Source organism: Cyanobacterium sp. IPPAS B-1200 (assembly GCF_001747005.2).
In the GTDB taxonomy this organism is placed as follows: domain Bacteria; phylum Cyanobacteriota; class Cyanobacteriia; order Cyanobacteriales; family Cyanobacteriaceae; genus Cyanobacterium.
Map to the genome: position 1 here is coordinate 1,837,807 of NZ_CP182899.1, position 25,548 is coordinate 1,863,354.

27 protein-coding genes and 1 tRNA gene are annotated in these 25,548 nt (G+C 36.4%); 17 read left to right on the forward strand and 11 right to left on the reverse strand.

The genetic code is table 11. From position 1 onward, the window contains the following. The first annotated feature begins 17 nt into the window (after positions 1–17). The 5 genes from A5482_RS08390 to guaA all read left to right on the forward strand — a co-directional run bounded on the left by A5482_RS08390 (position 18) and on the right by guaA (position 6,685). Positions 18–1,682 (forward strand): DUF6930 domain-containing protein, encoded by a 1,665-nt coding sequence (locus A5482_RS08390; RefSeq protein ID WP_069791041.1) that lies wholly within the window; start codon positions 18–20, stop codon positions 1,680–1,682. Between the two features lie 241 nt (positions 1,683–1,923). After that, positions 1,924–3,390, forward strand: coding sequence for a GAF domain-containing SpoIIE family protein phosphatase (locus A5482_RS08395; protein ID WP_069791035.1), 1,467 nt, complete (start codon positions 1,924–1,926; stop codon positions 3,388–3,390). Positions 3,391–3,528: 138 nt separating this feature from the next. Next, positions 3,529–4,623: a pyridoxal-phosphate-dependent aminotransferase family protein gene (locus tag A5482_RS08400; protein WP_069791036.1), complete on the forward strand. Its 1,095-nt coding sequence runs from the start codon at positions 3,529–3,531 to the stop codon at positions 4,621–4,623. Between the two features lie 117 nt (positions 4,624–4,740). Continuing rightward, positions 4,741–4,830 (forward strand) — tRNA-Ser (locus A5482_RS08405). Positions 4,831–5,137: 307 nt separating this feature from the next. Continuing rightward, the gene (gene guaA, locus A5482_RS08410) at positions 5,138–6,685 is read left to right on the forward strand and encodes a glutamine-hydrolyzing GMP synthase (RefSeq protein WP_242411968.1); all 1,548 of its coding nucleotides are present in this window, start codon (positions 5,138–5,140) and stop codon (positions 6,683–6,685) included. Between the two features lie 195 nt (positions 6,686–6,880). Here the strand turns inward: guaA and rplI are convergent, their stop codons facing one another. Further along, positions 6,881–7,339, reverse strand: a complete 459-nt coding sequence (gene rplI / locus A5482_RS08415) for a 50S ribosomal protein L9 (protein WP_069791038.1) — start codon at positions 7,337–7,339, stop codon at positions 6,881–6,883. A 174-nt stretch (positions 7,340–7,513) separates the two neighbouring features. Between rplI and A5482_RS08420 the strand changes: the two genes are divergently transcribed. Both A5482_RS08420 and A5482_RS08425 read left to right on the forward strand, forming a co-directional pair. Beyond that, positions 7,514–7,768 carry a transposase family protein gene (locus tag A5482_RS08420; protein WP_069791039.1) on the forward strand — a complete coding sequence of 85 codons (255 nt, stop codon included), beginning with the start codon at positions 7,514–7,516 and terminating at the stop codon, positions 7,766–7,768. Positions 7,769–7,798: 30 nt separating this feature from the next. Next, a complete protein-coding gene (locus tag A5482_RS08425) occupies positions 7,799–8,641 on the forward strand; it encodes an IS1634 family transposase (protein WP_446684747.1) in 843 nt (280 codons plus the stop codon). 80 nt (positions 8,642–8,721) lie between these two features. On the opposite strand, the gene A5482_RS08430 is transcribed toward A5482_RS08425, so the two are convergent. Next, entirely contained in the window at positions 8,722–10,029 is a 1,308-nt protein-coding gene (locus A5482_RS08430) for an NF041680 family putative transposase (protein ID WP_446684748.1), read from the reverse strand. 52 nt (positions 10,030–10,081) lie between these two features. On the opposite strand from A5482_RS08430, the gene A5482_RS08435 reads away from it, so the two are divergent. From A5482_RS08435 to A5482_RS08445, 3 genes are all read left to right on the forward strand, one after another. Then, positions 10,082–10,891, forward strand: a complete 810-nt coding sequence (locus A5482_RS08435; protein ID WP_446684749.1) for an IS1634 family transposase — start codon at positions 10,082–10,084, stop codon at positions 10,889–10,891. A 207-nt stretch (positions 10,892–11,098) separates the two neighbouring features. Continuing rightward, a complete protein-coding gene (locus A5482_RS08440; RefSeq protein ID WP_446684750.1) occupies positions 11,099–11,641 on the forward strand; it encodes an ISAs1 family transposase in 543 nt (180 codons plus the stop codon). Next, on the forward strand, positions 11,625–12,083 hold the full coding sequence (locus A5482_RS08445) for an ISAs1 family transposase (protein ID WP_446684751.1): 459 nt from the start codon (positions 11,625–11,627) through the stop codon (positions 12,081–12,083). The genes A5482_RS08440 and A5482_RS08445 overlap by 17 nt, the downstream gene beginning before the upstream one ends. Here the strand turns inward: A5482_RS08445 and A5482_RS08450 are convergent. Beyond that, positions 12,056–12,388: a TniQ family protein gene (locus A5482_RS08450; protein ID WP_446684752.1), complete on the reverse strand. Its 333-nt coding sequence runs from the start codon at positions 12,386–12,388 to the stop codon at positions 12,056–12,058. The genes A5482_RS08445 and A5482_RS08450 overlap by 28 nt on opposite strands. Here A5482_RS08450 and A5482_RS08455 point away from each other — a divergent pair. Further along, positions 12,346–12,483, forward strand: a complete 138-nt coding sequence (locus tag A5482_RS08455; RefSeq protein WP_161486845.1) for a hypothetical protein — start codon at positions 12,346–12,348, stop codon at positions 12,481–12,483. The genes A5482_RS08450 and A5482_RS08455 overlap by 43 nt on opposite strands. 188 nt (positions 12,484–12,671) lie before the next feature. Here A5482_RS08455 and A5482_RS08460 read toward each other — a convergent pair whose 3' ends face one another. The 5 genes from A5482_RS08460 to dndE all read right to left on the reverse strand — a co-directional run bounded on the left by A5482_RS08460 (position 12,672) and on the right by dndE (position 17,431). Then, complete coding sequence (locus A5482_RS08460; protein WP_069791236.1) at positions 12,672–13,448, reverse strand: hypothetical protein; 777 nt, start codon at positions 13,446–13,448, stop codon at positions 12,672–12,674. A gap of 15 nt (positions 13,449–13,463) precedes the next feature. Continuing rightward, the gene (locus A5482_RS08465) at positions 13,464–14,264 is read right to left on the reverse strand and encodes a heteromeric transposase endonuclease subunit TnsA (RefSeq protein ID WP_069791235.1); all 801 of its coding nucleotides are present in this window, start codon (positions 14,262–14,264) and stop codon (positions 13,464–13,466) included. A gap of 156 nt (positions 14,265–14,420) precedes the next feature. Next, positions 14,421–16,289 carry a glutamine--fructose-6-phosphate transaminase (isomerizing) gene (gene glmS, locus A5482_RS08470; protein WP_069791234.1) on the reverse strand — a complete coding sequence of 623 codons (1,869 nt, stop codon included), beginning with the start codon at positions 16,287–16,289 and terminating at the stop codon, positions 14,421–14,423. Between the two features lie 97 nt (positions 16,290–16,386). Further along, complete coding sequence (locus A5482_RS08475) at positions 16,387–16,956, reverse strand: DUF3172 domain-containing protein (RefSeq protein ID WP_069791233.1); 570 nt, start codon at positions 16,954–16,956, stop codon at positions 16,387–16,389. Between the two features lie 64 nt (positions 16,957–17,020). After that, positions 17,021–17,431, reverse strand: coding sequence for a DNA sulfur modification protein DndE (gene dndE, locus A5482_RS08480; RefSeq protein WP_069791232.1), 411 nt, complete (start codon positions 17,429–17,431; stop codon positions 17,021–17,023). Positions 17,432–17,597: 166 nt separating this feature from the next. Between dndE and A5482_RS08485 the strand changes: the two genes are divergently transcribed. The 3 genes from A5482_RS08485 to A5482_RS08495 all read left to right on the forward strand — a co-directional run bounded on the left by A5482_RS08485 (position 17,598) and on the right by A5482_RS08495 (position 20,451). Beyond that, positions 17,598–18,167, forward strand: coding sequence for a Uma2 family endonuclease (locus A5482_RS08485; protein ID WP_069791231.1), 570 nt, complete (start codon positions 17,598–17,600; stop codon positions 18,165–18,167). 200 nt (positions 18,168–18,367) lie between these two features. After that, positions 18,368–19,651, forward strand: a complete 1,284-nt coding sequence (glyA, locus tag A5482_RS08490; RefSeq protein WP_069791230.1) for a serine hydroxymethyltransferase — start codon at positions 18,368–18,370, stop codon at positions 19,649–19,651. 143 nt (positions 19,652–19,794) lie between these two features. Then, on the forward strand, positions 19,795–20,451 hold the full coding sequence (locus tag A5482_RS08495; protein WP_069791229.1) for a class I SAM-dependent methyltransferase: 657 nt from the start codon (positions 19,795–19,797) through the stop codon (positions 20,449–20,451). Positions 20,452–20,603: 152 nt separating this feature from the next. Here the strand turns inward: A5482_RS08495 and A5482_RS08500 are convergent, their stop codons facing one another. Further along, a complete protein-coding gene (locus tag A5482_RS08500) occupies positions 20,604–21,323 on the reverse strand; it encodes an energy-coupling factor ABC transporter ATP-binding protein (RefSeq protein ID WP_069791228.1) in 720 nt (239 codons plus the stop codon). Positions 21,324–21,537: 214 nt separating this feature from the next. Between A5482_RS08500 and A5482_RS08505 the strand changes: the two genes are divergently transcribed. Both A5482_RS08505 and A5482_RS08510 read left to right on the forward strand, forming a co-directional pair. Beyond that, a complete protein-coding gene (locus A5482_RS08505) occupies positions 21,538–22,098 on the forward strand; it encodes a DDE-type integrase/transposase/recombinase (protein WP_069791227.1) in 561 nt (186 codons plus the stop codon). A 270-nt stretch (positions 22,099–22,368) separates the two neighbouring features. After that, positions 22,369–23,496: an O-antigen ligase family protein gene (locus A5482_RS08510; protein WP_161486835.1), complete on the forward strand. Its 1,128-nt coding sequence runs from the start codon at positions 22,369–22,371 to the stop codon at positions 23,494–23,496. Here A5482_RS08510 and A5482_RS08515 read toward each other — a convergent pair. Together A5482_RS08515 and radC are read right to left on the reverse strand one after the other, a co-directional pair. Beyond that, positions 23,435–23,857 (reverse strand): DUF1499 domain-containing protein, encoded by a 423-nt coding sequence (locus A5482_RS08515; protein WP_242411994.1) that lies wholly within the window; start codon positions 23,855–23,857, stop codon positions 23,435–23,437. The genes A5482_RS08510 and A5482_RS08515 overlap by 62 nt on opposite strands. A gap of 265 nt (positions 23,858–24,122) precedes the next feature. Further along, positions 24,123–24,833, reverse strand: coding sequence for a RadC family protein (gene radC, locus A5482_RS08520; protein WP_069791224.1), 711 nt, complete (start codon positions 24,831–24,833; stop codon positions 24,123–24,125). Positions 24,834–25,124: 291 nt separating this feature from the next. On the opposite strand from radC, the gene rpsT reads away from it, so the two are divergent. After that, positions 25,125–25,421 carry a 30S ribosomal protein S20 gene (gene rpsT / locus A5482_RS08525; RefSeq protein WP_069791223.1) on the forward strand — a complete coding sequence of 99 codons (297 nt, stop codon included), beginning with the start codon at positions 25,125–25,127 and terminating at the stop codon, positions 25,419–25,421. The last annotated feature ends 127 nt before the right edge of the window (positions 25,422–25,548 follow it).

Consider the following 25,548-nt stretch of genomic DNA (forward strand, 5'->3'; position numbering starts at 1 on the left):
ATCTAAATAGAAATTCTATGTCCTCTTTACCCGTTACCACAAAACATCGTATTAACAGAATTCCCCAAATTCCCCATGTTTGGGAGGGGGATATTTTTCCCATTGGGGAGATGCTTGATAACCTAGAGCCTGAATTAAAAAATAATGGTCAGTGTATTGTTTGGGTAGATGGCTCAGAAGGTTTTATTCGTACCATGGATGTGGTAAAAGGTAATACAGGACCAGAGGCTATGGTTAGGGCTTTATTAAAGGCGATCGAAAAACCTCAAAGCCCCGCAGAACCTGCTCGTCCCCATAAAGTGGTAGTCAGGGATAGGGAATTACAATTTTTCTTGCGCGGAGCATTACAGGGTTTAGACATTGACGTAGATTATCAGGGAGATTTACCCCTCCTTGATGAGTTATGGAACAACTTACAACAAGTTCAACCCCAAAAGGTGGGAAATATTCCTCCTCAACTATTAGAAAAGCTAGAAGAAAGGGCGATCGCCCTTATGTGGGAACAAGCCCCCTGGACTCTCCTAGCAGAATATAACTTAATCGAAATCAAAATCGATGCCTACAACGTAGAATCATTATACGCCTGTGTCATGGGCATGATGGGGCAAGAATTTGGCGTTATTTTTTATCGCTCCCTTGATTCCATGAAAAAATTTAGACTCATGGCAGGAGAAATGGGTGACAGTACCATGGAAGAAGGAGATATAGAAAGAGCCTTTTTGCAACAAGATTGCTGGTTTGTTAACTTTTCCCTTGATGACTCAGACTTTGACGAAGAAGACGAAGAGCAACAACTGTGGTACGAATTATTTCTCGCCGAAGCACAATATGATGTCCCTGTACAAGTGGTGTTTGGCAGTATCCATCCCTACGAAGGTATCCGCCCCCTAGTGGACGCAGAAGAATTAGATCCTCTCTATCTGGGTATAGAAGCCCTCGGCAAATTTGTTCAGAAAAATAAAAAACGCCTCGAAAAAGATCCTACCCAAGCAATTTCCCATCAATATTCCATCAAACTTCCTTGGGGGAATAGTAAACCTCATCCTGTCAAGGTAAGAACCATGCCAGAAGTTACTGCCGAGTTAGAAGCCATTGAAGGAAATTTGCATGGTGATTTTGCTGAGGAGGAAGACACAGATATTATATCCAGTGACTTATTCCCAGAGGATTGCGTAATTTCTTTTGGTTCTTTCTCAGAAAATATCATTAAATCTATTGAAGCAAAACCTTCGGTATGGGTTGATACAGAAGGAATCGTATTTGAGAACGATAATGATAAAATTCCCGTAATTATCATACAAACTACCCGTCCTAAAGGTAAATTAGTAGTAGAACAGTTGATCAAAGAAGAAGGCATCGAGTATTTATTTTTCACGTCAGGGGAAGATCCTTTTTATGGTGGAACCTTTGACCTTCCCATGATTAAAACCCAAGGGGGAATTAATCATGTGATTGCCGAGATTGAACAGGAAGGGGAAAATTTTGCCAATACTGTTAAAAAATGGTCTCAAAAAACGAAAAAGTGGCAGGGGAAATGTGGCGTTGCGATCGCCATGGGTTCCACAGGGGTAAATAGAGGCAGTCCCAAAGAACAACATATATTAGCATTCTTTGCTACAGACTTAGTTTCCAAAGAAAAGGCAGGATTAGATAAATTAGTTTTAAACATAGAAATGATGTAATAACGACATTTAAAAACTGTTATTTGATTTACCTTAGAACAAAGATCCCTAAAACTAAAGAAAAGCACTATACTAGAAATCCTTTAACTATACTTTTTTACTTTCCCTAAACCCCTAGGGATAGTCAAAATTTGACTTAAAAATTTTTTCCTAAAAATTAATTCTCAATTACCCACAGTTTATTGTCAATTGAACCAAAATAGCTTAATATTCACTATCAACCGTTAATCCCCATACTTCTGTGTCTATTTTTAACCCTAATTCTCTAGATCCCAAAACCATTAGCCAGAATTATCAATCTGGTAACTATACCAGTGTTTTAGCGTTAAAAGAAATGATCTCTAATCTCCATAGAGAGCAAAATAAAATTCAGAATTTATTAACATCCCTTAGTTTTGCCCTACGCAACTTTAATAATTTAAATCAGTTTTTAGAACTAACGCCCTTAATGGTAACTAGAGTTACCGATGCAGAGGGGGGAGCTTTAGTTTTATACAAAGAAAATAATCAAGTGGAATTAGAGCAGTTTTATTGTCAAAATAATCTTTTGAGAGAAAGAATAAATCAAGATTTTTTGCAGGTTATTCAAGAAATAAATACCTATGAAACTAAGCATAAATCCAATGAACAATCATATCCAAAATTAGCTTGTTTTCCAGTCTTTGTTCAGGAAAAAATTCATAATCATTTTTCTGGTTATTTACAGATATATAGTAGTCCTGTGGTGAGTAAAAATGTTGAAAAAGGACGGTTATATGTTTTTAGCCACGAATCCGACTTTTCTTGGACTCAAAGCCGTAAAACCCTTACTCAATTAGTTTCTGATCAGACCGCCGTGGCGATCGCAAATCACGAATTAACAGTAAAATTAATGTCCAAAGAAAGACAAGATCGAGAACTAGAAATCGCCTCAGAAATTCAAGTCAGACTATTACCCCGACAATGCCCTTCCATCACAGGACTAGAACTCGCTGCCAAATGTGAAACCGCCGACAGGGTAGGGGGAGACTATTACGACTTTATCCCAGCCAACTACGATCAATGGGATCAAGATACCGAACAAGTACCCGATTCCCCTTGCCAATCATGGAGTATCGTCATTGGGGATGTCATGGGAAAAGGAGTACCCGCAGGACTAATTATGACCATGACGAGGGGAATGTTGAGAGCAGAAGTATTAAACCGTCATTCTCCCGCTAGGGTACTAAAACATCTAAATCGGGTTATGTATGCAGATCTCGACAATTCTCACCGTTTCGTAACTCTTTTCTACTCAGAATACGATCCCCGTAGCCACACCCTCCGATATGCTAATGCCGCCCACAATCCCCCTCTTTACTGGAATGCCTCCACAAACAACGTCAGAAAATTGGACACCGAGGGAATGTTGGTAGGTTTACAACCCAACTCTAATTATGAAGATGATGCCGTCAAATTGGAAGTCCATGACACAGTTTTATATTACACCGATGGCTTAACCGATGCCATTAACCAAAACAACCAACGGTTTGATGAAGAAAATTTGGTCAACTCCTTTCAATATGCCTGTGAAAATTTTGACCATGCCCAAGACATCCTTGATTATATTCTCGATGAAATCAAAAACTTTATCGGTGGTGGTCATTCCAATGTAGATGATATGACTATGATTATTTTACGCCATAAGCCATCTGCTGATTATTGCCCCTGTGATGAAGATTGTGCCTAAAGTCTGTGTTATGGACTTTTTTCAAAAAACTTACTCTGATAGAAACTACAAAAATCTTGTTAATAAAAAGACGCAAATTTGTTTCCTGTACACCTTTTCGATTAAACTGAAGACTTAAGTTTTAAAGATAGAAAGAATATGCAAGATAAACTCATGTTGATGATTCCGGGACCTACTCCTGTTCCCGAAAGAGTCTTACTCGCCATGGCGCAACATCCCATAGGGCATCGTAGCGGTGACTTTAGTGCCATTATAGGAGAGCTTAATGATAATTTGAAATGGTTACATCAAACTAAAAATGAGGTTTTAACCCTCTGTGTTTCTGGTACTGGAGCCATGGAAGCTGGTATCATCAATTTCTTGAGCGCTGGAGATTCTGTATTAGTGGGCAATAATGGTAAATTTGGTGAGCGCTGGGGAATCATGAGCCGTAAATTCGGTTTAGAAGTAGAGGAAATTACTGCAGAATGGGGAAAACCATTAGATCCAGAAGCCTTTAGGGAAAAATTAGAAGCTGATACCGAGAAAAAAATTAAGGCTGTCATCATTACCCACTCCGAAACCTCCACAGGGGTGTTAAATGACCTTGAAACTATCAACAAACACGTTAAAGCCCATGGGGAAGCTCTGATCATTGTTGATGCTGTCACCAGTTTGGGGGCAGTGGATCTCAAAATTGATGAGTTGGCCTTGGATGTGGTGGCATCGGGTTCTCAGAAAGGATATATGATTCCCCCCGGATTGGGATTTATTTCTGTGAGTGATAAGGCATGGAGGGCTTATGAAACCGCTACTTTACCTAAGTTCTATTTAGATTTAGCTCCCTACAAAAAAGCTAATGCTAAAAATAGCTCTCCTTTTACTCCTCCTATCAATTTAATGTTTGCTCTCCAAGCATCTTTGCAGATGATGAAAGAGGAAGGTTTAGAAAATATCTTTGCTCGTCACAAGAGATTAACTCACCTAACCAGAGACAAAGTAAAAGCCTTGGGTTTACCTTTGTTTGCCCCTGATGATTGTGCTAGTTACGCGGTTACTGCGGTGGCTCCTGATAAGCATGATGCGGAGGCGATTCGCTCTACTATGCGCAAAAAATATGATATTGCCTTAGCAGGAGGACAAGATCACCTTAAAGGTAAAATTTTCCGTATCGGACACCTCGGATTTATGTCTGATCGTGATGTTTTAACTGCTATTTCAAGTCTTGAAGCTACTTTACAAGAGTTGGGTTAATTATGGATTTTAAGGGCGATTTTTCTAGTTTATGGGGCGATCGCCCTTATCCCAAAAATAGACACAATTTTAGTTGCAGACAAAGTTAAATTTCTGCTATAATTGTTAAGTGCAATTGGAGAGGTGGCTGAGCGGTTGAAAGCGGCTTCCTGCTAAGAAGTTGTGGGGTTTATAGCTCCACCGAGGGTTCGAATCCCTCCCTCTCCGTTTATGTCAATAGGTATTAACCTTTAGGAATTGTGTGTTAGGTTTACCTCTTTTTACTAAAAGCCTACCTTAAATTTGGCAATGAATTATTCAAAGGTAATGATACAATGTTAAGAATATTTAAATTAGGGTTGAAAATTCTTCACCTCTAAAGAAAGCTCTAGCTGTTCTCAGGCTAGAATTTTTTATTTTTTGATTACTCAACCTTTACTAACAAGAGAACGTGACTACAACAGAAACTCCCCTCCCCCCTAAGCAAGATCAACCTAATAATAATTCTTCTAATAACGATACAACAAAACGTCAAATGATTCTGATTATTGATTTTGGTTCACAATATTCCGAATTGATTGCCCGTCGCATCAGAGAAACGGAAGTTTATTCTGAGGTAATCTCTTATCGCACCAGTGCCGAAAAATTAAAAGAACTTAATCCCAAAGGTATTATTTTATCTGGTGGCCCTAATTCTGTTTATGATCAATATGCTCCTCAATGTGACCCCGAAATATGGAGTCTTGGCATTCCTGTTTTAGGGGTGTGTTACGGTATGCAACTAATGGTAAAACAGTTGGGAGGAGGAGTTGAAAGGGCAAAAAGAGGCGAATATGGTAAAGCTTCTTTGTTTATTGATGATCCTACCGATTTATTAACCAATGTGGACAATGGTTCTACTATGTGGATGAGCCATGGCGATTCTTGTACCCAATTACCAGAGGGGTTTTCAATTCTTGCCCATACAGAAAACACTCCCTGTGCGGCGATCGCCGACCATGACAAAAAATTATTTGGGGTACAATTTCACCCAGAGGTAATCCATTCTGAATATGGCTCTGCCCTGATTCGTAACTTTGTTTATCATATCTGCGGTTGTGAACCCACTTGGACTACTCAAACATTTTTAGAACAATCCATTGCCGAGATCAGGGAAACTGTAGGAGATAAAAGGGTTTTATTGGCTCTTTCGGGAGGGGTTGACTCTTCTACCCTTGCCTTTTTACTCCATGAAGCCATCGGAGATCAATTAACTTGTATGTTTATTGACCAAGGGTTTATGCGTAAGGGTGAGCCTGAAAGGTTGGTGGAATTATTCAATGATCAATTCCATATCAATGTAGTATATGTCAATGGGCGCGATCGCTTCTTAGCCCAAATTGAAGGAGTAACCGACCCTGAAGAAAAACGCCGTAAAATCGGTCATGAATTCATCCAAGTATTTGAGGAAGAATCTACCCGTCTAGGGCCTTTTGATTATCTTGCCCAAGGTACTCTTTATCCCGATGTTATTGAATCCGCCGATACCAATGTAGATCCCAAAACTGGGGAGAGAGTAGCTGTTAAAATCAAGAGTCATCATAATGTAGGTGGTTTACCTAAAAATCTTCGTTTTAAATTAGTTGAGCCTTTACGCAAACTATTTAAAGATGAAGTTCGTAAGTTGGGAAGAGCCATCAATTTACCAGAAGAGATTGTTTCTCGTCATCCTTTCCCCGGTCCTGGTTTAGCCATTCGTATCTTAGGGGAAGTTACCTCTGAAAAACTTAACATTCTTCGGGATGCTGATTTTGTAGTTAGGGATGAAATCAAAAAAGCGGGAATGTACCATGATTTTTGGCAAGCCTTTGCTGTACTTTTACCTGTAAAAAGTGTGGGAGTAATGGGCGACAAGCGCACCTATGCTTATCCCATTGTTTTAAGATTAATTACCAGTGAAGATGGCATGACCGCAGACTGGGCAAGACCTCCTTATGATTTACTCGAAACCATTTCTAACCGTATTGTTAATGAGGTTAAAGGCGTTAACCGAGTAGTTTATGATATTACTTCTAAACCCCCCGGAACTATCGAATGGGAATAGATAATTAATTGATAATGGAGAATTGATAATTATCAGTTTATTTGGTAGGCAATGCCCTCCTTAGTTAACCTCCGTTCGGTTAAAAAATATTGTCACCATTCCCTATTCCTTACATAAATAAAAAAATCAGGGCAAGGTTAAATCCTTGACCCTTTTTTTGTCGTGATTCCATTGTAAACTGAAACAATTGTCAGCTTAGAGAGGAGCAACTTCGATGGAAACTTCGGCGATTACTTCAGCGTGTAATTTAATTTGAGCTTTATAAGTACCAATTCTTTTGATTTCAGGTAATTCAATGGCTTGACGCTCAACGTCTAAACCAGAGCTAGTTTTGATAACTTCTACCACATCTTGGGTGGTTACAGTACCAAAAATTGCTTGGTCTTCGCCTAATTGCTTGCGGATAACAAAGTTATTGATAGTTTGTAAAGCAGTTTTGCGAGATTTTGCTTCTTCGAGAATGGCGGCTAAACGCTCGGCTTGTTTTGCTCTTCTTTGTTCTACTTGACGTAATACTCCAGCGGTGGCTAATACTCCGAAGCCTTGGGGTACGATATAGTTACGAGCATAACCAGGAGCAACTTCTACCACATCCCCTCTTTTACCTAATTTTGTTACATCTTTATTTAAGACTACTTGTAATCTTTTCGCCATATTAACCTCTTTTAGTTTATGAAATTCTTATAGTTAGCATATTTAGTCACAAATTACAATTATACAGTAATTTCTCAAACCATGGGAATTAATTATAAATACAAGCAGGGCTAACGCATACTCAAAATTTATGAGAAAGTGATACGGTAAACATCATAGAGGGAATTAATTGCCGTGAATTCTCAAACTGGTCAGAAATCATACCTGTGGAAATATTTTGAAAATATTGAAGATCCGCGAACCACTTATTTGATTGAACATAAATTAGTTGATATGGTGGCATTAACAATTCTAGGAGTCATTTGTGGTGCCGACTCTTGGGTAGAAATTGAAGAATATGGAAAAACCGACCTTCCGCATAGTTCAAGAAAAAGCAAGAATACTACAAAAAAAGTGATAAAAAAGATGAAGTGGAATAGAGTAAATTAGTTTTAATAGAGTAATGATAAGTCTAGGAAAATGTATGAATCAATAAACATTGAAATAGAAAATATTGATCATTTAGGTATAATAGCTGGAATAGTAGACGAGGTAGGCATTGTAGAGATTGTAAACCAAAAACTACCATCCTATGCTACAGAAAAAATTAGTAAAGGATTAGTAGTCAAGGCAATGATTCTCAATGCCTTGGGTTTTGTGTCTCAGCCATTGTACCTATTTTCAGAGTTTTTTAACGACAAAGCAATAGAAAAATTACTAGGAAAAGAAGTAAAAAAAGAATACTTAAATGATGACAAATTAGGGAGAAGTTTAGATGAACTATACGAATATGGACTAAGTAATTTGTTCATAGAAATAGTCATAGAAGTAATAAAAAAATATCAAATAAAAAGTAATTATCACCACTTAGACTCCACATCATTTCATGTGGATGGTAAATATGAAAATGAGGAAGAAGAAAATAGAAAAACCATCAAAATATGTCATGGGTATTCAAAAGATAATCGTCCAGATTTAAAACAATGTGTATTAAATTTAATAGTATCAGGGGACGGAGAAATACCATTATGGATGAAATCAGGACAGGGAAATCAAAGTGATAAAAAAGAATTTGTCAAGATAGTAAAAGAGTATAAGAAAAGTATAGAAACAGAGAGTATAACAGTATGTGATAGTGCCTTATATAGTCAAGAGAATATCCAATTACTAGGGGAAATGAAATGGATAACAAGAGTGCCATTAACAGTAAAAAAAGGGAGAGAATTAGTAGAAAACGAAGAAATATTATGGACAGAGATAGAAAATGAGCAAGAACAAGAATTGAAAGAAAGAGGTTATGAATGGAACTGTAGTTTAGACTAAGAAAAAATTGTAAGAGAATAAGTAAGCTAACAAAGATTAGCTCAAAAACGCTATAAATGAATTTAATAATGGCTTAAAAGTTATTTTTTTGGTCTTTTTTTAGTCTTAGATAAACGCTTTTTAACCGTAGGATAAACTTTAGCTTTGTTTCTTTTTCGACCTTTAGGCCAGCCATGGGATTTTCCTCGACTTTTAGGAGAAAGGGTAGGACTTCCAATGTCCATCAATAATGAAGTCATAGACAGAGCCACTCTTCCGGGGGTTAAATTCTGTTGAGGTTTTTGCCATGGCAGATGATATTCTTTGACTAAATCCTTGGATAACCATAACTGCCAAGTAATATTGACAATTAAATTGCTCCACCTTTGACAACTCTCAGGGGTGCGAAAATGGGGTAACGTCCAATGTAATCTTTGCTTGGCGAAACGATACCAGTGGTCCACACCAAATCGTCGGCTGTATTGAATCCAAATATTGGAAGAAGATAAAAATTGCTCTCCCACCCAGATTAACCACAGTGGGCGATGTAAAGCACCAGTTTTTTTCTGCTTCAATCGTTCAATTTTAAACAGGGTTAGCTTTTGTGAAGGGGCATTGTAGAAATGAAGTTCTTTCCATTTACTCATCCGTATTGTTCCTAGGGATGAGTCTTCCATTTCTAATATTTCATGGGCATGGGGAAAATGGTCACATTGATTTAATTTCAACTTTGCCCCATGTTTTTTCGGTCTGCCTCTACCGCTATAGGCTGGAGGATTACCATAAAGACATAGATTAGAACGTACTCTAATCAACTTACTGATTTCAATATCTGCGGTTTGCTTAATAAATTTGCCATTGCCATACTCACAATCCAACACCACCAATTTCGGTTTATTTTCTGGCAATTTTCTACACACTTGCCTTAGTTGCCATGTTGCTTTACCCAGAGGATTTTCAAAGGATGTGATTCTTTCATGTCTTAAAGGTAATGCCCAACTTCCTTTCTCATTCAATGGTGGTAACCAAGCGATGGTGCTATATCCTTGTCCTATGACCGATGAATTGATGGATGACGAAGAATATTGATAACCTCTATCTTTCATGGTGGGACTATCTTCAAACTTCCACTGAGTATGATCTATACCTAGTAATGTATATTCTAAGGTGTCTATTTCTTGAATATATCGTTTCATCAATTTGTTGCTGTTCGGACGACAATCTTTTATGGCTTCATAGGTACTACACCATTGCCGATGGAAAAAAGGTGATAAAGAAAAATCTGCCAAACTACGAGCATTTTCCGTGGTCATAACACTATCCATCAATTGAAAAGTGGCATCTTTACCTTTGACTAACATTTCATAGGTGTCATGACGGAAATTTTCCAGTCTGCTATATTTGTTCATAGAGAGAAGATTTTATTTGTGCTTATTTATATTTTCTCTCTATTTTTCTTTTATGTCTTGTCCTTCCTTGCTCCACTTTCCATTTAGTCTAAACTACAGATGGAAAGTAATCAAGGAAAACTATGGGGGAATAAACCAGAGATGGTTAGTAGTAGAAAATAAAAAAAGAAAAGAAAGCGATCTTAAAAAAATAAGAAAAGCAATTCCCCTAGAAAAAGAGGAAGTAGAAAAAGAGAAAAAGAGAATATCTAGAAAATTGTGGTGCGATAAAAAAGAATGTGAACGAGAAATAAAGAAAAAGAATAAAAGGTTGAAATATTATGAGTTAGAGATAGAAGAAATTAGAAAACAAGAGAAAGGAAAATATGAAGTAAGCATAGTGGTAAAAGAGAAGGAAGAAGAAATAGAAAAAAAGAAAAATCAAGCAGGAAGATTTATCTTAGCAACCAATGTAATGGAGGAAGAAAGATTAAAACCATGGGAAATACTATGGGAATATAAACAACAACAAAAAGTAGAAAGAGGATTTAGATTTTTAAAGAATCCCTTATTTTTTACCGAGAGTTTTTATGTAAAAAAGGTGGAGAGGTTGGAAGGGATATTATGGTTAATGTCCTTGAGCTTATTGATATATAACCTAGCTCAAAGAGAAATGAGAAAAGAATTAAAAAGAAGAAAAGTAGGATTGAGAAACCAATTAGGAAAAAGAACAGAAAAAGTAACAATGAGATGGATATTCCAATGCTTTCAAGGAATCTATCTGGCAAAAATAAATGAAGAAGAAAGAATCGTGAATATGAATAAAGATAGAGAAGAAATATTAGAATATTTACCAGCAAAATGTCGTGAATATTATCAATAAAAAACCTTGATAGTTAGGAAAACATCAACAAAAATAAGAGCCATTACAACATAAAATAAAAAAATTGATGGCATAGGTTTGTGGTGGGAAAATATAGAAATAGTCCAAGAGTAAAATAGCAGAGAAAAAGACATTAAAGATAATTTTTACTCAAACCATTACAAATAGCTCATCTTCTTTATGTCGCTTTATTTGTGACAAAATGAAGTGCGGAAAGTCGGAAAAAGTAAACTATCTTGGCTAAAAACGTTTCTCGAACTCCCCAATGGTATTCCTTCTCATGATACGATTTCTATATTATTTGCTCGTCTATGTCCAAAGCAATTACAATCAGCTTTCTTGGATTGGATTAATCATATTGCTCAAGTGACACAAGGAGAGATAATAGCCATCGATGGTAAAACATTACGACAGTCTTATGATTCGAGTCAAAATCAAAGTGCCATTCACATGGTAAGTGCTTGGGCTAGCAATAATAACTTGGTTTTGGGACAGTTAAAAGTGGAAGATAAATCCAATGAAATTACGGCAATTCCGAAATTATTGGCAGTTTTAGAACTTAATGGTTGTATTGTGACCATTGATGCAATGGGGTGTCAAAAGGATATAGCTAAAAGGATTATAGAAAAAGGGGGAGACTATATTCTGAGCCTCAAAGGCAATCAAGGTAATTTATTTGAGGATGTAAAACAATTATCTGATTGGGCATGGAAAAATAATTATCAAGAAATCCTTGGCGGAAAAATATGAAACCATAGAAAAGAATCATGGTCGAATTGAAAAACGTCGTTACTGGTTGATGAATTCGGTGGCAGATTTCATCGATAGTGAAAAATGGGTGGGGTTAAAAACTATTGGAATAGTGGAATCAGAAAGAAAAATTTTAGGGCAAAAAGCCACATTGGAAAGAAGGTACTACTTAACGAGTTTAGATCATGGAGTAGAAACTTTCGCCCGAGGAATAAGAAGTCATTGGGGAATAGAGAATAAATTACATTGGTGTTTAGATGTGGGGTTTAGGGAGGATGAAAGTAGAATCAGAAAAGGAAACAGTAGTGAAAATATGGCAGTAATCAGACATATCGCCTTAAATTTGTTAAATCAGGAAAAAAGTTGTTCTCGAGGTAAAAAAGCAAAACGACTTAAGGCAGGATGGGACAATGATTATTTACTTAAGATTTTGTCTGGTTGAGTATGCGTTTGCCCTGGATAGTAAGGGAACAAAGTGTGATTTTCGATTAACTGTTCTACTGTTAAACTAGAAGCAAAAGGAAGTTGTTTACTTAAATGACCCAATTTGCTAGGTAAAATGTGGCTATAACTATTTCCATTATTTAGGAATGATAAATCTGATCGTGTCTGTTGTACCGTTATATTTCCGCTCCTAACATGATAACGACATACTACGCTATACAAAAGTTCGTCGGGATACGCGGTGGGAAATAAATGTAACAATGAGATGGATATTCCAATGCTTTCAAGGAATCTATCTGGCAAAAATAAATGAAGAAGAAAGAATCGTAAATATGAATAAAGATAGAGAAGAAATATTAGAATATTTACCAGCAAAATGTCGTGAATATTATCAATAAAAAACCTTGATAGTTAGGAAAACATCAACAAAAATAAGAGCCATTACAACATAAAATAAAAAAATTGATGGCATAGGTTTGTGGTGGGAAAATATAGAAATAGTCCAAGAGTAAAATAGCAGAGAAAAAGACATTAAAGATAATTTTTACTCAAACCATTACAAATAGCTCATCTTCTTTATGTCGCTTTATTTGTGACAAAATGAAGTGCGGAAAGTCGGAACTAGGATAGGCTGTGGATGATTATTTTCATCTATTTGATAATTTTCCGTGTAATATTCCTTAACCATTAATTTATATACTTTTGGTAAGGAGTTTTTCTTGGAATCTCGATAATATTTATTAATTGCGATTCTAAATATCTGTCTATCTTGTTCTGTCACATTTATTCCTTCGCCTATTTCTTGGACGTTTTTGAATTTTCTAGGTCTTCCTCGTTTTTTTATTCCCAATTGTCTTGTTTTCCCTTTACCACCTGAATTGGCATAGTCTGGAAGAAGAGCATCTTTTATTTTTCCCCTCTGCCAAAATCTTCTTAAATATTTATGAACACTTCTTATTGTTAACTTATTTTTATCTCGTCCTTGATTATATTTTTCTATTATTTGTGTAACTAAATTCCCTCGCTTACTCCTATCATATATATCTGGTTCTTGTGTAATTATTGGCTCTATAATATTCCAAGCATGATCCCGAATTTCTTTTTCTTTATCTGACAAATTTTCTTCCACAATAATCTTGAACCAAGGATCTTTTTTTAATTTTTTTGCCTCTGCTCGTTTTAAAGCCTCTCTTAAGCCTGATACGGAAAAAGTACGAGGAAATCCTTTGGTTGACTCGATATTCAACATAAATGCGATCGTATACCCTTCATCAATCCATAAAACTCTTTCTACAACTCCGGCAAAATCATTGTTAGTTGATTCCCATTTAATCAAATCGTTAACGAAAATCTCGTGGTTCATAACTTTGATAAATATTTATTTTATTTGGATGAAACTTGTTGAGAATTTTGTAGAAATTTTCCTCGAACTCATATCACAATAAATTTCCTTTCTGGCTAATAAATGTTTAAAAACAGAAAGCGAAGTTCCTAGCTCCAAATTCATTACATTATCAAGATCCGAGGTAATTTCTTGTATGCTTTTGTTTTTGCAATAGAGTTCTTGTTTAAGAATTGTTTTTAAAGTCTTAATATTTTGTTGTGTATCATCTAAGTTGTAACTAGAGTGAACCCACTCTATATTTTGAGCAAGTATTTTTGATATACCTTTTTCCGTCACTACTCCCCAGTTAATATTAAAATTTTGGTAATACCTTCTTTCTAGCTCCAAAAGCTCAACTTTCCTTTTTTTCATAAGTTCAGATGAACTTACAACAGTTCTTGCGACATCAGTTATTCCCTCATCAGTCTTAATAGAAATCATAAAATCTGTTGTGAGAATATGAGGAGTGCTTGACTGAGAATCAATAGGATACTTTATTCCCATTTGATCTGCAATCTTCATTGCTAGTTCTAAATCTTGGAGAGGATAATGTTCTCTAATGTCGAAAACAATGTCCGACCAATCTAGGAAGAAAAACATTTTCTTCTCTTGATCTGAAAAGAAGTGATGAATTCTATTTGTTTTCCAACCAGATATTCTGGAAGAACGGCCACAAGAAGGAAAATCTTGAATTTTTTTCCAAGGAACATAATTTTTTCCCTCTCCTTTTCCTCTACCTTCTTGTAGGTATCGACTCAGTTTATTTTGTGACCAATCACTTTTTTTTCGAGCCATGGCAATTTGTGAGTAAAATCCTTCTTTTAATAAAGTCGAACAAAGTTATACAACTCTATTTAAAATTATACAACTTTATTTTTTAATATACGACTTTATTAAAAGTTATACAACTTTATTTCCATATTACACTATACAGTAAAGCCCACCCTAAAACTATTCCACCGTAACACTTTTAGCCAAGTTGCGAGGTTGATCCACATCCAAACCACGTAAAGAAGCGATGTAATAGGAAAGCAACTGTAAAGGAATCACCGCCAAAATAGGGGACAATAACTCTTCCACCTCTGGCACATGCAAAACATCGTGGAATACCTCATCATCATAACTTTGGGGTACAACTCCGATAAGACGAGCATCCCTTGCCTTGGCTTCTTGGGCATTGGAAATGACTTTTTCATAAACACTCCCTGCCATGGCGATCGCCACTACGGGTACATGGGCATCTAAAAGAGCAATGGGGCCATGTTTCATCTCCCCAGCAGGATAACCCTCCGCATGGATATAACTAATCTCCTTGAGTTTCAGCGCCCCTTCTAAAGCGATGGGGAAATTGATACCCCTACCGAGAAAAACAAAATCTCTAGTTTCAGGAAAATTATGCGCCAACTCCTCAATCTTGGACTCCTCCGTTTGTAAAATCTTCTCAATTTGGGTAGGAAGTTGTAATAAACCAGCCAAAATTTGGTCAATTCTTTCGGGGTTGATAGTTTTTCTTTGCCAAGCCAAATCTAGCGCCAACACATAAAAAGCCATCACCTGTGCCACAAAAGTTTTGGTTGCTGCCACCCCAATTTCAATCCCTGCATAGGTGTTAATTAATTGATCTACCATACCACCAAGGGTACTTTCAGGACGATTACTAATGCCTACAATACGAGGTTGATAGGGCTTCTCTAACCCTGCCCGTCTTTGTCTTTCCATACCCAGCGCCGCTAAAGTGTCCGCCGTTTCCCCCGATTGAGTAACCCCAATAGTCATAGTATTAGCCATAATCGGACTAGGAGAATAGCGATATTCCGAGGCATATTGCACAAAAGTAGGTATCTCTGCCATTTGTTCTAACAAATATTTACCCACCAAACTAGCGTGCCAAGAAGTACCACAGGCAACGATTTGGATATTTTCTAAATTATCACTTAATTCAGGAGTTAAATTGAGGTTAACAGGCTTTGTTGCCTTTATCTGCCAATCAGGATTAAAATAGACCTCCAAACAAGTGCGCACCACCGAAGGTTGCTCGTGGATTTCCTTGAGCATAAAATGACGGAAACCTTGTTTTTCTACCGTCACAGGATTCCAGTCTAGTACCCTAGGACTACGACGCAATCTTTTACCCCCAAAATCATACAATTCCACTCCTAAGGGTGTTAAACGTCCAATTTCGCCATTTTCAAGGGCTAATACAGCATTAGTATGGTTTACCAAGGCGGTTACATCCGAAGCACAGAAAAATTCTCCCTGCCCGAAACCGATAATCAAAGGGGCGTTTTGACGGGCAACAATTAATTCTTCGGGGTAATCAGCACACAAAAGGGCGATCGCAAAAGCTCCCTCCAAACGATGTACTGTCTTCATCACAGCATCCATAAAAGGATCATCCCCTTGAGGATTATAATATTCTGCTAATAGATGAGGAATTACCTCCGTATCAGTATCCGAAACAAAATTATGTCCTTTCTCCTTCAACTCCTTCCGTAAATCTTGGTAATTTTCTATGATGCCATTTTGCACCACCGCAAACTTTCCCTTATTATCTCCGTGGGGATGAGCGTTATATTCCTCTGGTTTTCCGTGGGTAGCCCAGCGAGTATGCCCAATACCGATTTGAGCATAATCAACATTATTTTCTAACTTAGTGCGGAGATTGTGCAGTTTGCCCTTCGCCTTAATAGCCGTCAACTGCCCATCGTATAAAGTAGCGATACCAGCAGAATCATAACCCCGATATTCTAGTTTTTCCAACCCACCAATGAGAATACCAACTGCTTTTTGAGTTCCAATGTAACCTACAATTCCGCACATAAATTTAATCGTTAATGATTAGTCAATGATTATAGACCATAACAAAAAAATCGGAAATAATCATGCCCTGATGAACAAAATTTATAAAATATTTTTTCTAAAATTTACCAGTGTCATTGGGATTAACCGTACCAGGGCGATTGAAAAATAAATTACCGGCCGAATCATTTTGATAAATACATTCAATCTGGGGTGATGCTTCCAAAGGCCCTGTAAAACCAAAGGTATTCATTCTATTTTTACACTGTTTCACCTGTTCATTACTTACCAAATTTTGCTTCTCAAGAATTGACCAATTATTGCGTCTCAATACGCAACCTGGTTGCATGGTGGGCTGAGTAACATAGACATTAAAAGGGTTGAGGGTGATAAATACCCGTAAATCTGATACCATCGCACTAGCGCCAAATTGTACGCAAACTTCAGGATTAGGCGCTGCCCTATCAATCACCTCCCGAGAGGCAACATTGGGGCTATTACTGGCTTGTCCCGAACTTAGGGCAATACCCAAACCAATACCCAGCATAAATATCCCTGCACATATAGCAGCAATGGTATAGTTTAACCCTTCTATAAAAGAAGATTTTTTGGGAGAATTATTACCATATTTACTTTTGCGAGAAGGGGGTTCAGAATAGGAATAGGGAGGTTTTGATCTGCGTGGCATAGGAGTAATTTTATTGATTATGGAATAATCATCATCAATATTATAGCGTTAGGGGAATTAACACTTATCTAAAGGCAGAATTAGATCCTTGATTGATGACATTTAAATTAACGAAATCTTCAATGTGTTTTAAGCTCATATCCCCCACCAAATAACCAATACCTCGATGGAGATGGAGCAAAAATTGTTCCTTGAGGGTGCCATCATCTAACTCCAAGCCGTCTTGATGACATCTTTGTTTGAGGACGAGTAATAGTATATCTCCCATGTCACCCCCAAATACTTGCCATGTCATTTCGAGGTTACTGTCGTTAGGGATGGGGTAAGGAGTTGGTTTATTTTCTTCGGCAATGGAGCGACAAAAAGCCCAACGACAAAGGACATTCCAGTTTTCGATTTTGGTGATCCTTTTTAGCCGAATTAGTTGATCTTTTCCTTTTTTTGATATTTTTATTCGTTCTATGGGCGATCGCACTTTATTCCTTAATACGGTGAGAATAGGATTCTATTATATCTCCCAAACAACCCAACGGAATATTGATATTTAAGGGCGATCGCACAAACAATGCAACCATAACCTTTAAATTTATTGTATTAAAATAAAAAATTATTACCACTGGCAACCTTCAAACATAAAAGCCATGACTCAAGCCATATCTAAACCCATTACCCTAGAAGAATTTTTACAACAACCAGAAACACAACCCGCCCAAGAATACATAGAGGAAAAAATTTACACGAAACCGATGCCCCAAGGACAACATAGCACAATTCAGGGCGAACTCGTTACCATCATTAACAGTGTTACCAAAAAATCAAAAAGTGCATGGGCTTTTCCTGAATTAAGATGCACCTTTACCGATAAGTCTATTGTGCCAGATGTGGCAGTATTTGAATGGAAAAATTTACCCGTCAATGATGATGCTACAATTTCTAATCAATTTTTGTTACCTCCTGATTGGATAATCGAGATATTAAGCCCCAATCAATCCCAGAGTTTAGTTACAAAAAAAATTGTTCATTGTCTCACTAATGGTACTCAAATGGGATGGTTAATTGATCCTAATCAAAAGTTAATTTTTACCTATACTAGCAATAGTCATCCCCTTTATTTTGAGTTAGAAAGCGAAGTAATCCCCGTGCCAGATTTCGCCACAGATGTAAAACTCACTTTAGGGGATATTTTTGGATGGTTAAAAGTAAAACCATGATTCCTTAAAACCTCAGATATAGGACTATAAACGATTCAAACTAAAAAAATACTCCCCCTTGCCGAGCCTGAGGACATCACTTTTATCCATCGCCTAAGCTATTTATTATCCATTATCAATTCTCCATTCTCCATTAATTTGTACTCCACAATGGATTATCATATATAGAAGTATTACATATAATTAAGACATAAATTAAAGTGAGCCAAACTAATCTAAACTATTTAGCCGATACGGATCCAGCCATAGCGGAAATTATTTCTAACGAGTTACAACGCCAAAGAACTCACCTAGAATTAATCGCCAGTGAAAACTTTACCTCTCCTGCAGTAATGGCTGCGCAAGGTTCTGTTTTAACCAATAAATATGCAGAGGGTTTACCCGGGAAACGCTACTATGGCGGTTGTCATTTTGTTGACCAAGCGGAAGATTTAGCCATCGAAAGAGCTAAAAAATTATTTGGTGCGGAAATGGCGAATGTTCAACCCCACTCTGGCGCACAAGCCAACTTTGCAGTATTTTTAACCCTTCTCAATCCAGGGGACAAAATTATGGGCATGGACTTATCCCACGGTGGACACCTTACCCATGGTTCCCCTGTAAACGTTTCTGGGAAATGGTTTGAAGTTTGTCAGTATGGAGTCAGCAAAGAAACCGAGCGCCTAGACTATGATGAAATCAGAGCGTTAGCGCTCAAAGAGCGTCCTAAGTTAATCATTTGTGGTTATTCCGCTTATCCTCGTATTATTGATTTTGCCAAATTCCGTGAAATTGCTGACGAAGTAGGGGCATATTTACTTGCAGACATCGCCCATATCGCTGGTTTGGTAGCCAGTGGACATCACCCCAACCCCGTGCCTTATTGTGATGTAGTTACCACCACCACCCATAAAACCCTCAGAGGCCCCCGTGGTGGCTTGATTTTAACCCGTGATGCCGAATTAGGTAAAAAACTTAATAAATCTGTATTCCCCGGTACCCAAGGCGGTCCTTTGGAACACGTAATCGCAGGGAAAGCAGTGGCTTTTGGAGAGGCGTTAAAACCTGAGTTCAAAACCTATTGTAGACAAGTCATTGCGAACTCTCAGGCTTTGGGTTCTCAGTTGGTAAACAGAGGCTTTAAACTGGTATCTGGGGGCAGTGACAATCATTTAAACTTGGTTGATTTACGCTCTATTGGTATGACTGGTAAAGTGGCTGATAAGTTGTTGGGAGAAACCAGCATCACAGCGAACAAAAATACTGTACCTTTTGATCCAGAATCTCCTTTTGTTACTAGCGGTTTACGTTTAGGTTCTCCTGCTGAAACCACTAGAGGCTTGAAAGAGGCTGAGTTTACCGAGGTTGCTAACATTATTGCCGATCGCCTCTTAAACCCCGATGATGAGGCTGTTAGAACCGATTGTGTGCGCCGTGTAGAGGCTTTGTGCGATCGTTTCCCCCTCTATCCTCATATTACCATCCCTGTTCCTGCCTTAGCTTAATCTAAAAACTTAAAGGCAACCGAATATTATTCAAGGCAACAGGATATTATTATTCAAGGCACAGGATATTATTCAAGGCAAGGGGCTTAAGCCCCTTGTTTCTTAAAAGAGTGAACTAAGATTGTCAACCAAAAATTCTGATCATGCTATTACAACCCCACCAAAGAGTAAAATTAGACGACACCGAAGATACATTATTTTACGCCTATCCTCGTTTTGTTACCCACGTTGACAATAACTTTATCAGTCAGTTAACCAACCTCTATCGCCAAGAATTAAAACCTAATACAAAAATACTAGATTTAATGAGTAGTTGGGTTTCTCATCTGCCCCCAGAAATGAAATTTAGCCACATAGAAGGCCATGGCATGAATGAGGAGGAGTTAAAAAAGAATGAGAGATTAGACCATTATTTTCTCCAAAATCTCAATAGTAATATGCAATTACCCCTCGAAAATGAAGATTTTGATGCAGTTTTATGCACAGTATCTATTCAATATCTGCAGTATCCCGAAGCCATATTTATGGAAATTGCCCGTATCCTTAAACCCCAAGGAGTGGCTATCTTTACCTTTTCCAATCGAATGTTTTATCAAAAAGCTATCACCGCTTGGCGTGATGCCACCGATAGACAAAGAATATTTTTAACAAAGTCTTATTTCCAGTCTGTGCCAGAGTTTGACACCCCCGAAGTAATTGTGCAACAACCCGAAACGCCAAATTTCTTACAAATGCTTGGTATGGGTGCAAAAGATCCTTTTTATGCAGTTTATGCAAGGAAAAAATCCATAGACTTGTAATAAAATAATTCTGTTTTTTGTGTACCGAAGGTGAGAGATTTTTAATACACTAATTTTATTTTTATCCCAAAATCTTTGATTTTTTCATTACCATATCTATTAAGTCTTTTTCTTCCATTTATCTTTCTGCTTTTTTGTGGCCTTCCCATCGATTAAAGATTAGCCCGTAGAGATACGGGGACTTCTAAACAATTTTCTTCCATCAAAGCCCGATCGCCCATAATTGTGATAGGGTCACCATCAGCAACAATTTTTCCTTGGTTTAATACTATAGTGCGATCGCACACTTCCCTTATCAACTCCAAATCATGGGAAGCAATTATCATCGTCTGTTCAGAAGATTTCAGGAAATTAATTAATCGGCGTCTCGCTCTCAAATCGAGATTGGCACTAGGTTCGTCATATAATATTAGCTTAGGTTCCATAATAAGTACAGAGGCGATCGCCACCATACACTTTTCTCCCCCTGACAACTCATGGGAAAAACGATTTAATAAATGTTCAACTCCAGTGGCACTCAATACATCCTTTAAACGCTCTTCTATTTCTTCCAAAGATAAGCTCAAATTTTCTGCCCCAAAAATAATATCATCCCTTACCTGTAAGCAAAACAATTGATCATCAGGATTTTGAAAAATTAAACCAATCTCAGGATAAAACATGCCCTTTTCTATTCTCTTGTTAAATAAAAAAATATCGCCCTTATTAATAGCTAGTAAACCACAAATCAACAAAAATAGAGTAGTTTTTCCAGAACCATTAGACCCCAATAATCCTATTTTATTACCTTCATAAACATCGAAATATAAATTTTTAAAAAGATTTTTATTATTATATTGAAAATATAAATCTGCTATTGATAAAATTGCCATATAAAAAAAGTTGTAATAAGCTAAAATCAATCGTCAAAGAAACAACATAAAAAAATTAACTAACTAGAAGACTTCTAAATGATTAAAGACAATTTTTAATTAAATTTTGTCCTTGTTAAGAGAAGTAGTACTTCCATAACCCAGATAAGATTGGTATATGCTATGATAACCGCAATTATTATTACTCCATAAAGACTATCCATAAATTATCACAATGAGGAGAATCAACGATTATCAATGGGAGCAAATTAGAGAAGAGATAATTCTCCTATGTATTCAATGGTACTTATTCTACTCATTAACCTATGAAGAAGTGCAAGAAGTCATGGCACAAAGAGGATTTGCCATTGATAATGATACCATCAATCAACTGATAGAAGAATATTCTGTCATGGCGAAAAAAAGATGGGAAAAAATAGAAAGAAAAAGAAAAAGAGGATGGAGAGTAGTTGAAATACCCTTTAAAATTAAGAGTCGTCGTAAATATCTATATAGAGCATTAGATGCCCAAGGAAATACCCTAGATTTCATAATTTCGGCTAACAATAATAAACGAAAAGCTCACCAATTTTTTCAAAAAACTATCTCTCAGAATTTAGAAAGCACCAATAAAATTATCTTACAAACAAAATCAAAACAACCAATAAAAAAGAAAATTGTATCATCTTTTATTTTTATTTCTATACTAATATTAGTAGGATATATTATCCTTGATAATATTCCTTTTAACACAGAAAATATACAAAATAAGACAGAAGAAAATCAAAACAATTAATTAACACTTAACTTATTAATGCTAAAAAAAATAATTTATCCTTTAAGTTTGCTAAATACTGCTTATAAAAAATATCTTTTTGCTATTTTTAACCTAACCTTTATTTATAACTTAGGGGTTATATATATAATCATTTTTTTGATTCAACAGTGGAAAAGTCAATATAAAAATATTATTAAACAATTTGAAACTAAATTACTCTTAGTTATTACTATTTCATTTATTATATCCAGTATATTTGCTCACAATTCTCTGGACTCGTGGTTAGGATTGCCCAATTTTTTACCTTTTTTTGCTCTTTTTTTAGCCGTCAAAACCATCATTACTAAAGCAGAAGATTTAATTGTTTCAGCCTTTTTTGTTAGTTGTACATCAATATTTGTCGTAATTGTTGGACTAGGACAGTTATTTTTCAATTGGCAAATAGCAGGAGTTTTTCGCTCTATCATTGGATGGCGAGTTATCCTCAATGGGTATCCGCCTGACAGGATGTCCGCAATTTTTACCCATGCTAATTCACTAACACTTTTTTTATGTACCAGTTTAACTTTTTGTATGGGCTTATTATTAACTTCTCAACCTAAATTTAAAATTAAAATATCTTCTAAACAAAAATTTTACCCCATAAAACAAAGAGTCGTAAATGTATTTAACAACCCTAAAAATATTCGTTATTTTCTTATTTTAACTATAATTTTTGACCTAATTGGGATTTATTTTACTAACTCTCGTATGGGTTGGATGATCACTGTTTTTATTCTTGTCACTTTTTCTATTTATTGTCATTGGTACAAAATATTACAACTAATAACCATAGCGGGAATAATCGTTGGTTGGGCATCCTTTGGTAACTTGCCTGGACAATCAATTATGCGTCAAATTGTCCCTGCTTCTCTATGGTTAAGACTATCTGATCAAATGTTTCCAAATCGACCTGTAGAAACCCTTCGAATCACTCAATGGCAGTTTGCTTGGGAGATGATGGGCGATCGCCCTTTATTCGGTTGGGGATTGAGAAACTTCGATTATTTATACCGTCAAACCTACGACATATATATAGGACATCCGCACAATTTATTTCTGATGTTGGGGTCAGAAACTGGGTTAATAGGTTTAACATTAATGTGTATTTTCGTAGGAATTACTTTGTATAAATCTATTATATATTTAAGTCTTTTAAAAAATAATAAAAAAGAATCAATTATGATATTTACCTATCTAATAAGTTTTGGAAATTGCATCCTTTATAACTTATCAGATAGTAGTATTTTTGACCTCAGATTAAATCTTATTGGTTGGATAATTTTAGGCAGTATTGCAGGAATAAGTAACCCAATTAACCACGAGAATTATAATCTGCGATCGCAAGGCGAATTTGTTCAAGACGACGACGATTAACCCCCAAATCAGACTCCCCAAGACGAGCAGCCGAACGCACCTCAATCACAGATTTATCAGAAGGAAAATAATACTCTCCATCGTCCACAAAACCCATAAGTTTACTACGAGACTCAGTGCGGATATAATTATCAGTCTCCTCCACCACTACCATATTAGGCACTACCGACAACACCTTCAAAAGAGTATCTTTCGCCGTAGCCACATCAGAATTATAACTAAAAGGCTCGATATAATGGATTTCGTCAGCAGATTCATTACTAACCACACAGTTAGGAGTCTGGGGGCAAGAGGTTAAATGTTCTTGATAAACCCCTAAATTGTCAGGCAATGCACCCTCAAAATGAAAAATTGATGCCAAGGGACTATATATAGAAAAAAGTACGATTAAAGAACTAAAAAAACCAGTTAAGGCAACCATTATTCATCAGTAAGTAGTTTACACCTCAAATTTTAGCAACGAGCATCATAATTCACAATAAAAATTTTAAAAACTCATTGAGTAAAACATTAGTTTTTTGTTTCAAGTATTATTACTCAAAAAAATATTTTATTAATCAAAAATAGAAAATATTGATTAATTTCATCAAGGATTTTAACCCAAAACTTCGCAACTTTTTAATAATTTACCATAGGTCACAATTCTCTCGCAAACTGAAATGATCGCCATTACCGATAATTAAATGGTCTAAGATTGGAATACCGATAATATTTGCCGACTCCAATAACTTTTGTGTTAATGACATATCTTCCGCCGAAGGCTCTAAATTACCAGAAGGGTGGTTGTGGGCAATGATAATATTGGTGGCGGATTGACGAATAGCCTCCCGAAAAACCTCTCGAGGATGGGCAAGGGTTTCGTTAGCGATACCTACAGTAATTACATGGGTACCTATCAGACTATTTTTACTATCTAACAATAAAACTGCAAAACGTTCTTGAGATTGCCACATCAATTCATGGCTAAAAGCCGAAGCAGCTGCCTGGGGACTATCAATAATTGCTCTGGCATTGGGACGAAATTGAAAAGTTCTTTTCCCTAACTCTACCCCTGCTAAAATTGTGGTAGCTTTGGCAGGGCCTATGCCTGGAATAGTCATTAATTCTACAGGGGAAATATCTCTTAAAACATCGAGGGGATCTCTTTGGTTTAAACTAAGTTGATTGAGGATATACTGCCCCAATCCCACCGCCGATAATTTACCTTTACCTTGTCCTGTACCCAATAAAATAGCTATTAATTCTGCGGTAGAGAGGTTTTTTGCTCCACTTTCCATTAATCTTTCCCTGGGGCGCTCGCTCAGGGGTAAGTCAGCTATCCTTAGATGGTAAACCATTGCGATGATCTTATTAACTAAAATATTTATTTTTGCTAATAATCTTATTATTTAGTCAATGATTTTTTTATCGTTTAGTATCAATTTTTAACATATTATCTATTTTCTTCAAGTCATGGATAATAGTTGAGAAAATTTAATTTAGAGTCATCATCTATTATCCATTTTTAATTATCAATTACTATCCCCCTTGTCAAGGGATAACTTATACAGTTAGAATAGATAGTCTGAATATGTAGGTAAGAATCCTAAGTTAAACTATATAAAGTAAATAATCATAAGTATAAGATAGTGGCTAATTCTAAATCAGCAATCAAAAGAATACAAATCAACGAACGTAACCGTATGCGCAATAAGACTTACAAGTCTGCGGTTAGAACTTTGATGAAAAAATATCTCCAAGCAGTAGAAGTTTATTCTTCTAATCCTAGCGACGATCAAAAGAAAGCGGTAGATGCGACTATGTCTGCTGCCTATAGCAAAATTGACAAAGCTGTTAAAAAAGGTGTATTCCATAAAAATAATGGAGCTAGAAAAAAAGCTAGATTAGCTAAAGCTCTTAAAAGTGCAGCATCTCAATCAGCTTAAGTCTATTACAACTATTTCCTAAAGCGAGTGGGGTGGTCTGATGGTGTTTCTTTTGTCTGCTAATGCGATCGCAAAGTGGCAGAGTATACCTGATCGCCCTTATATTATGGTGTAAAATTATAGAGAT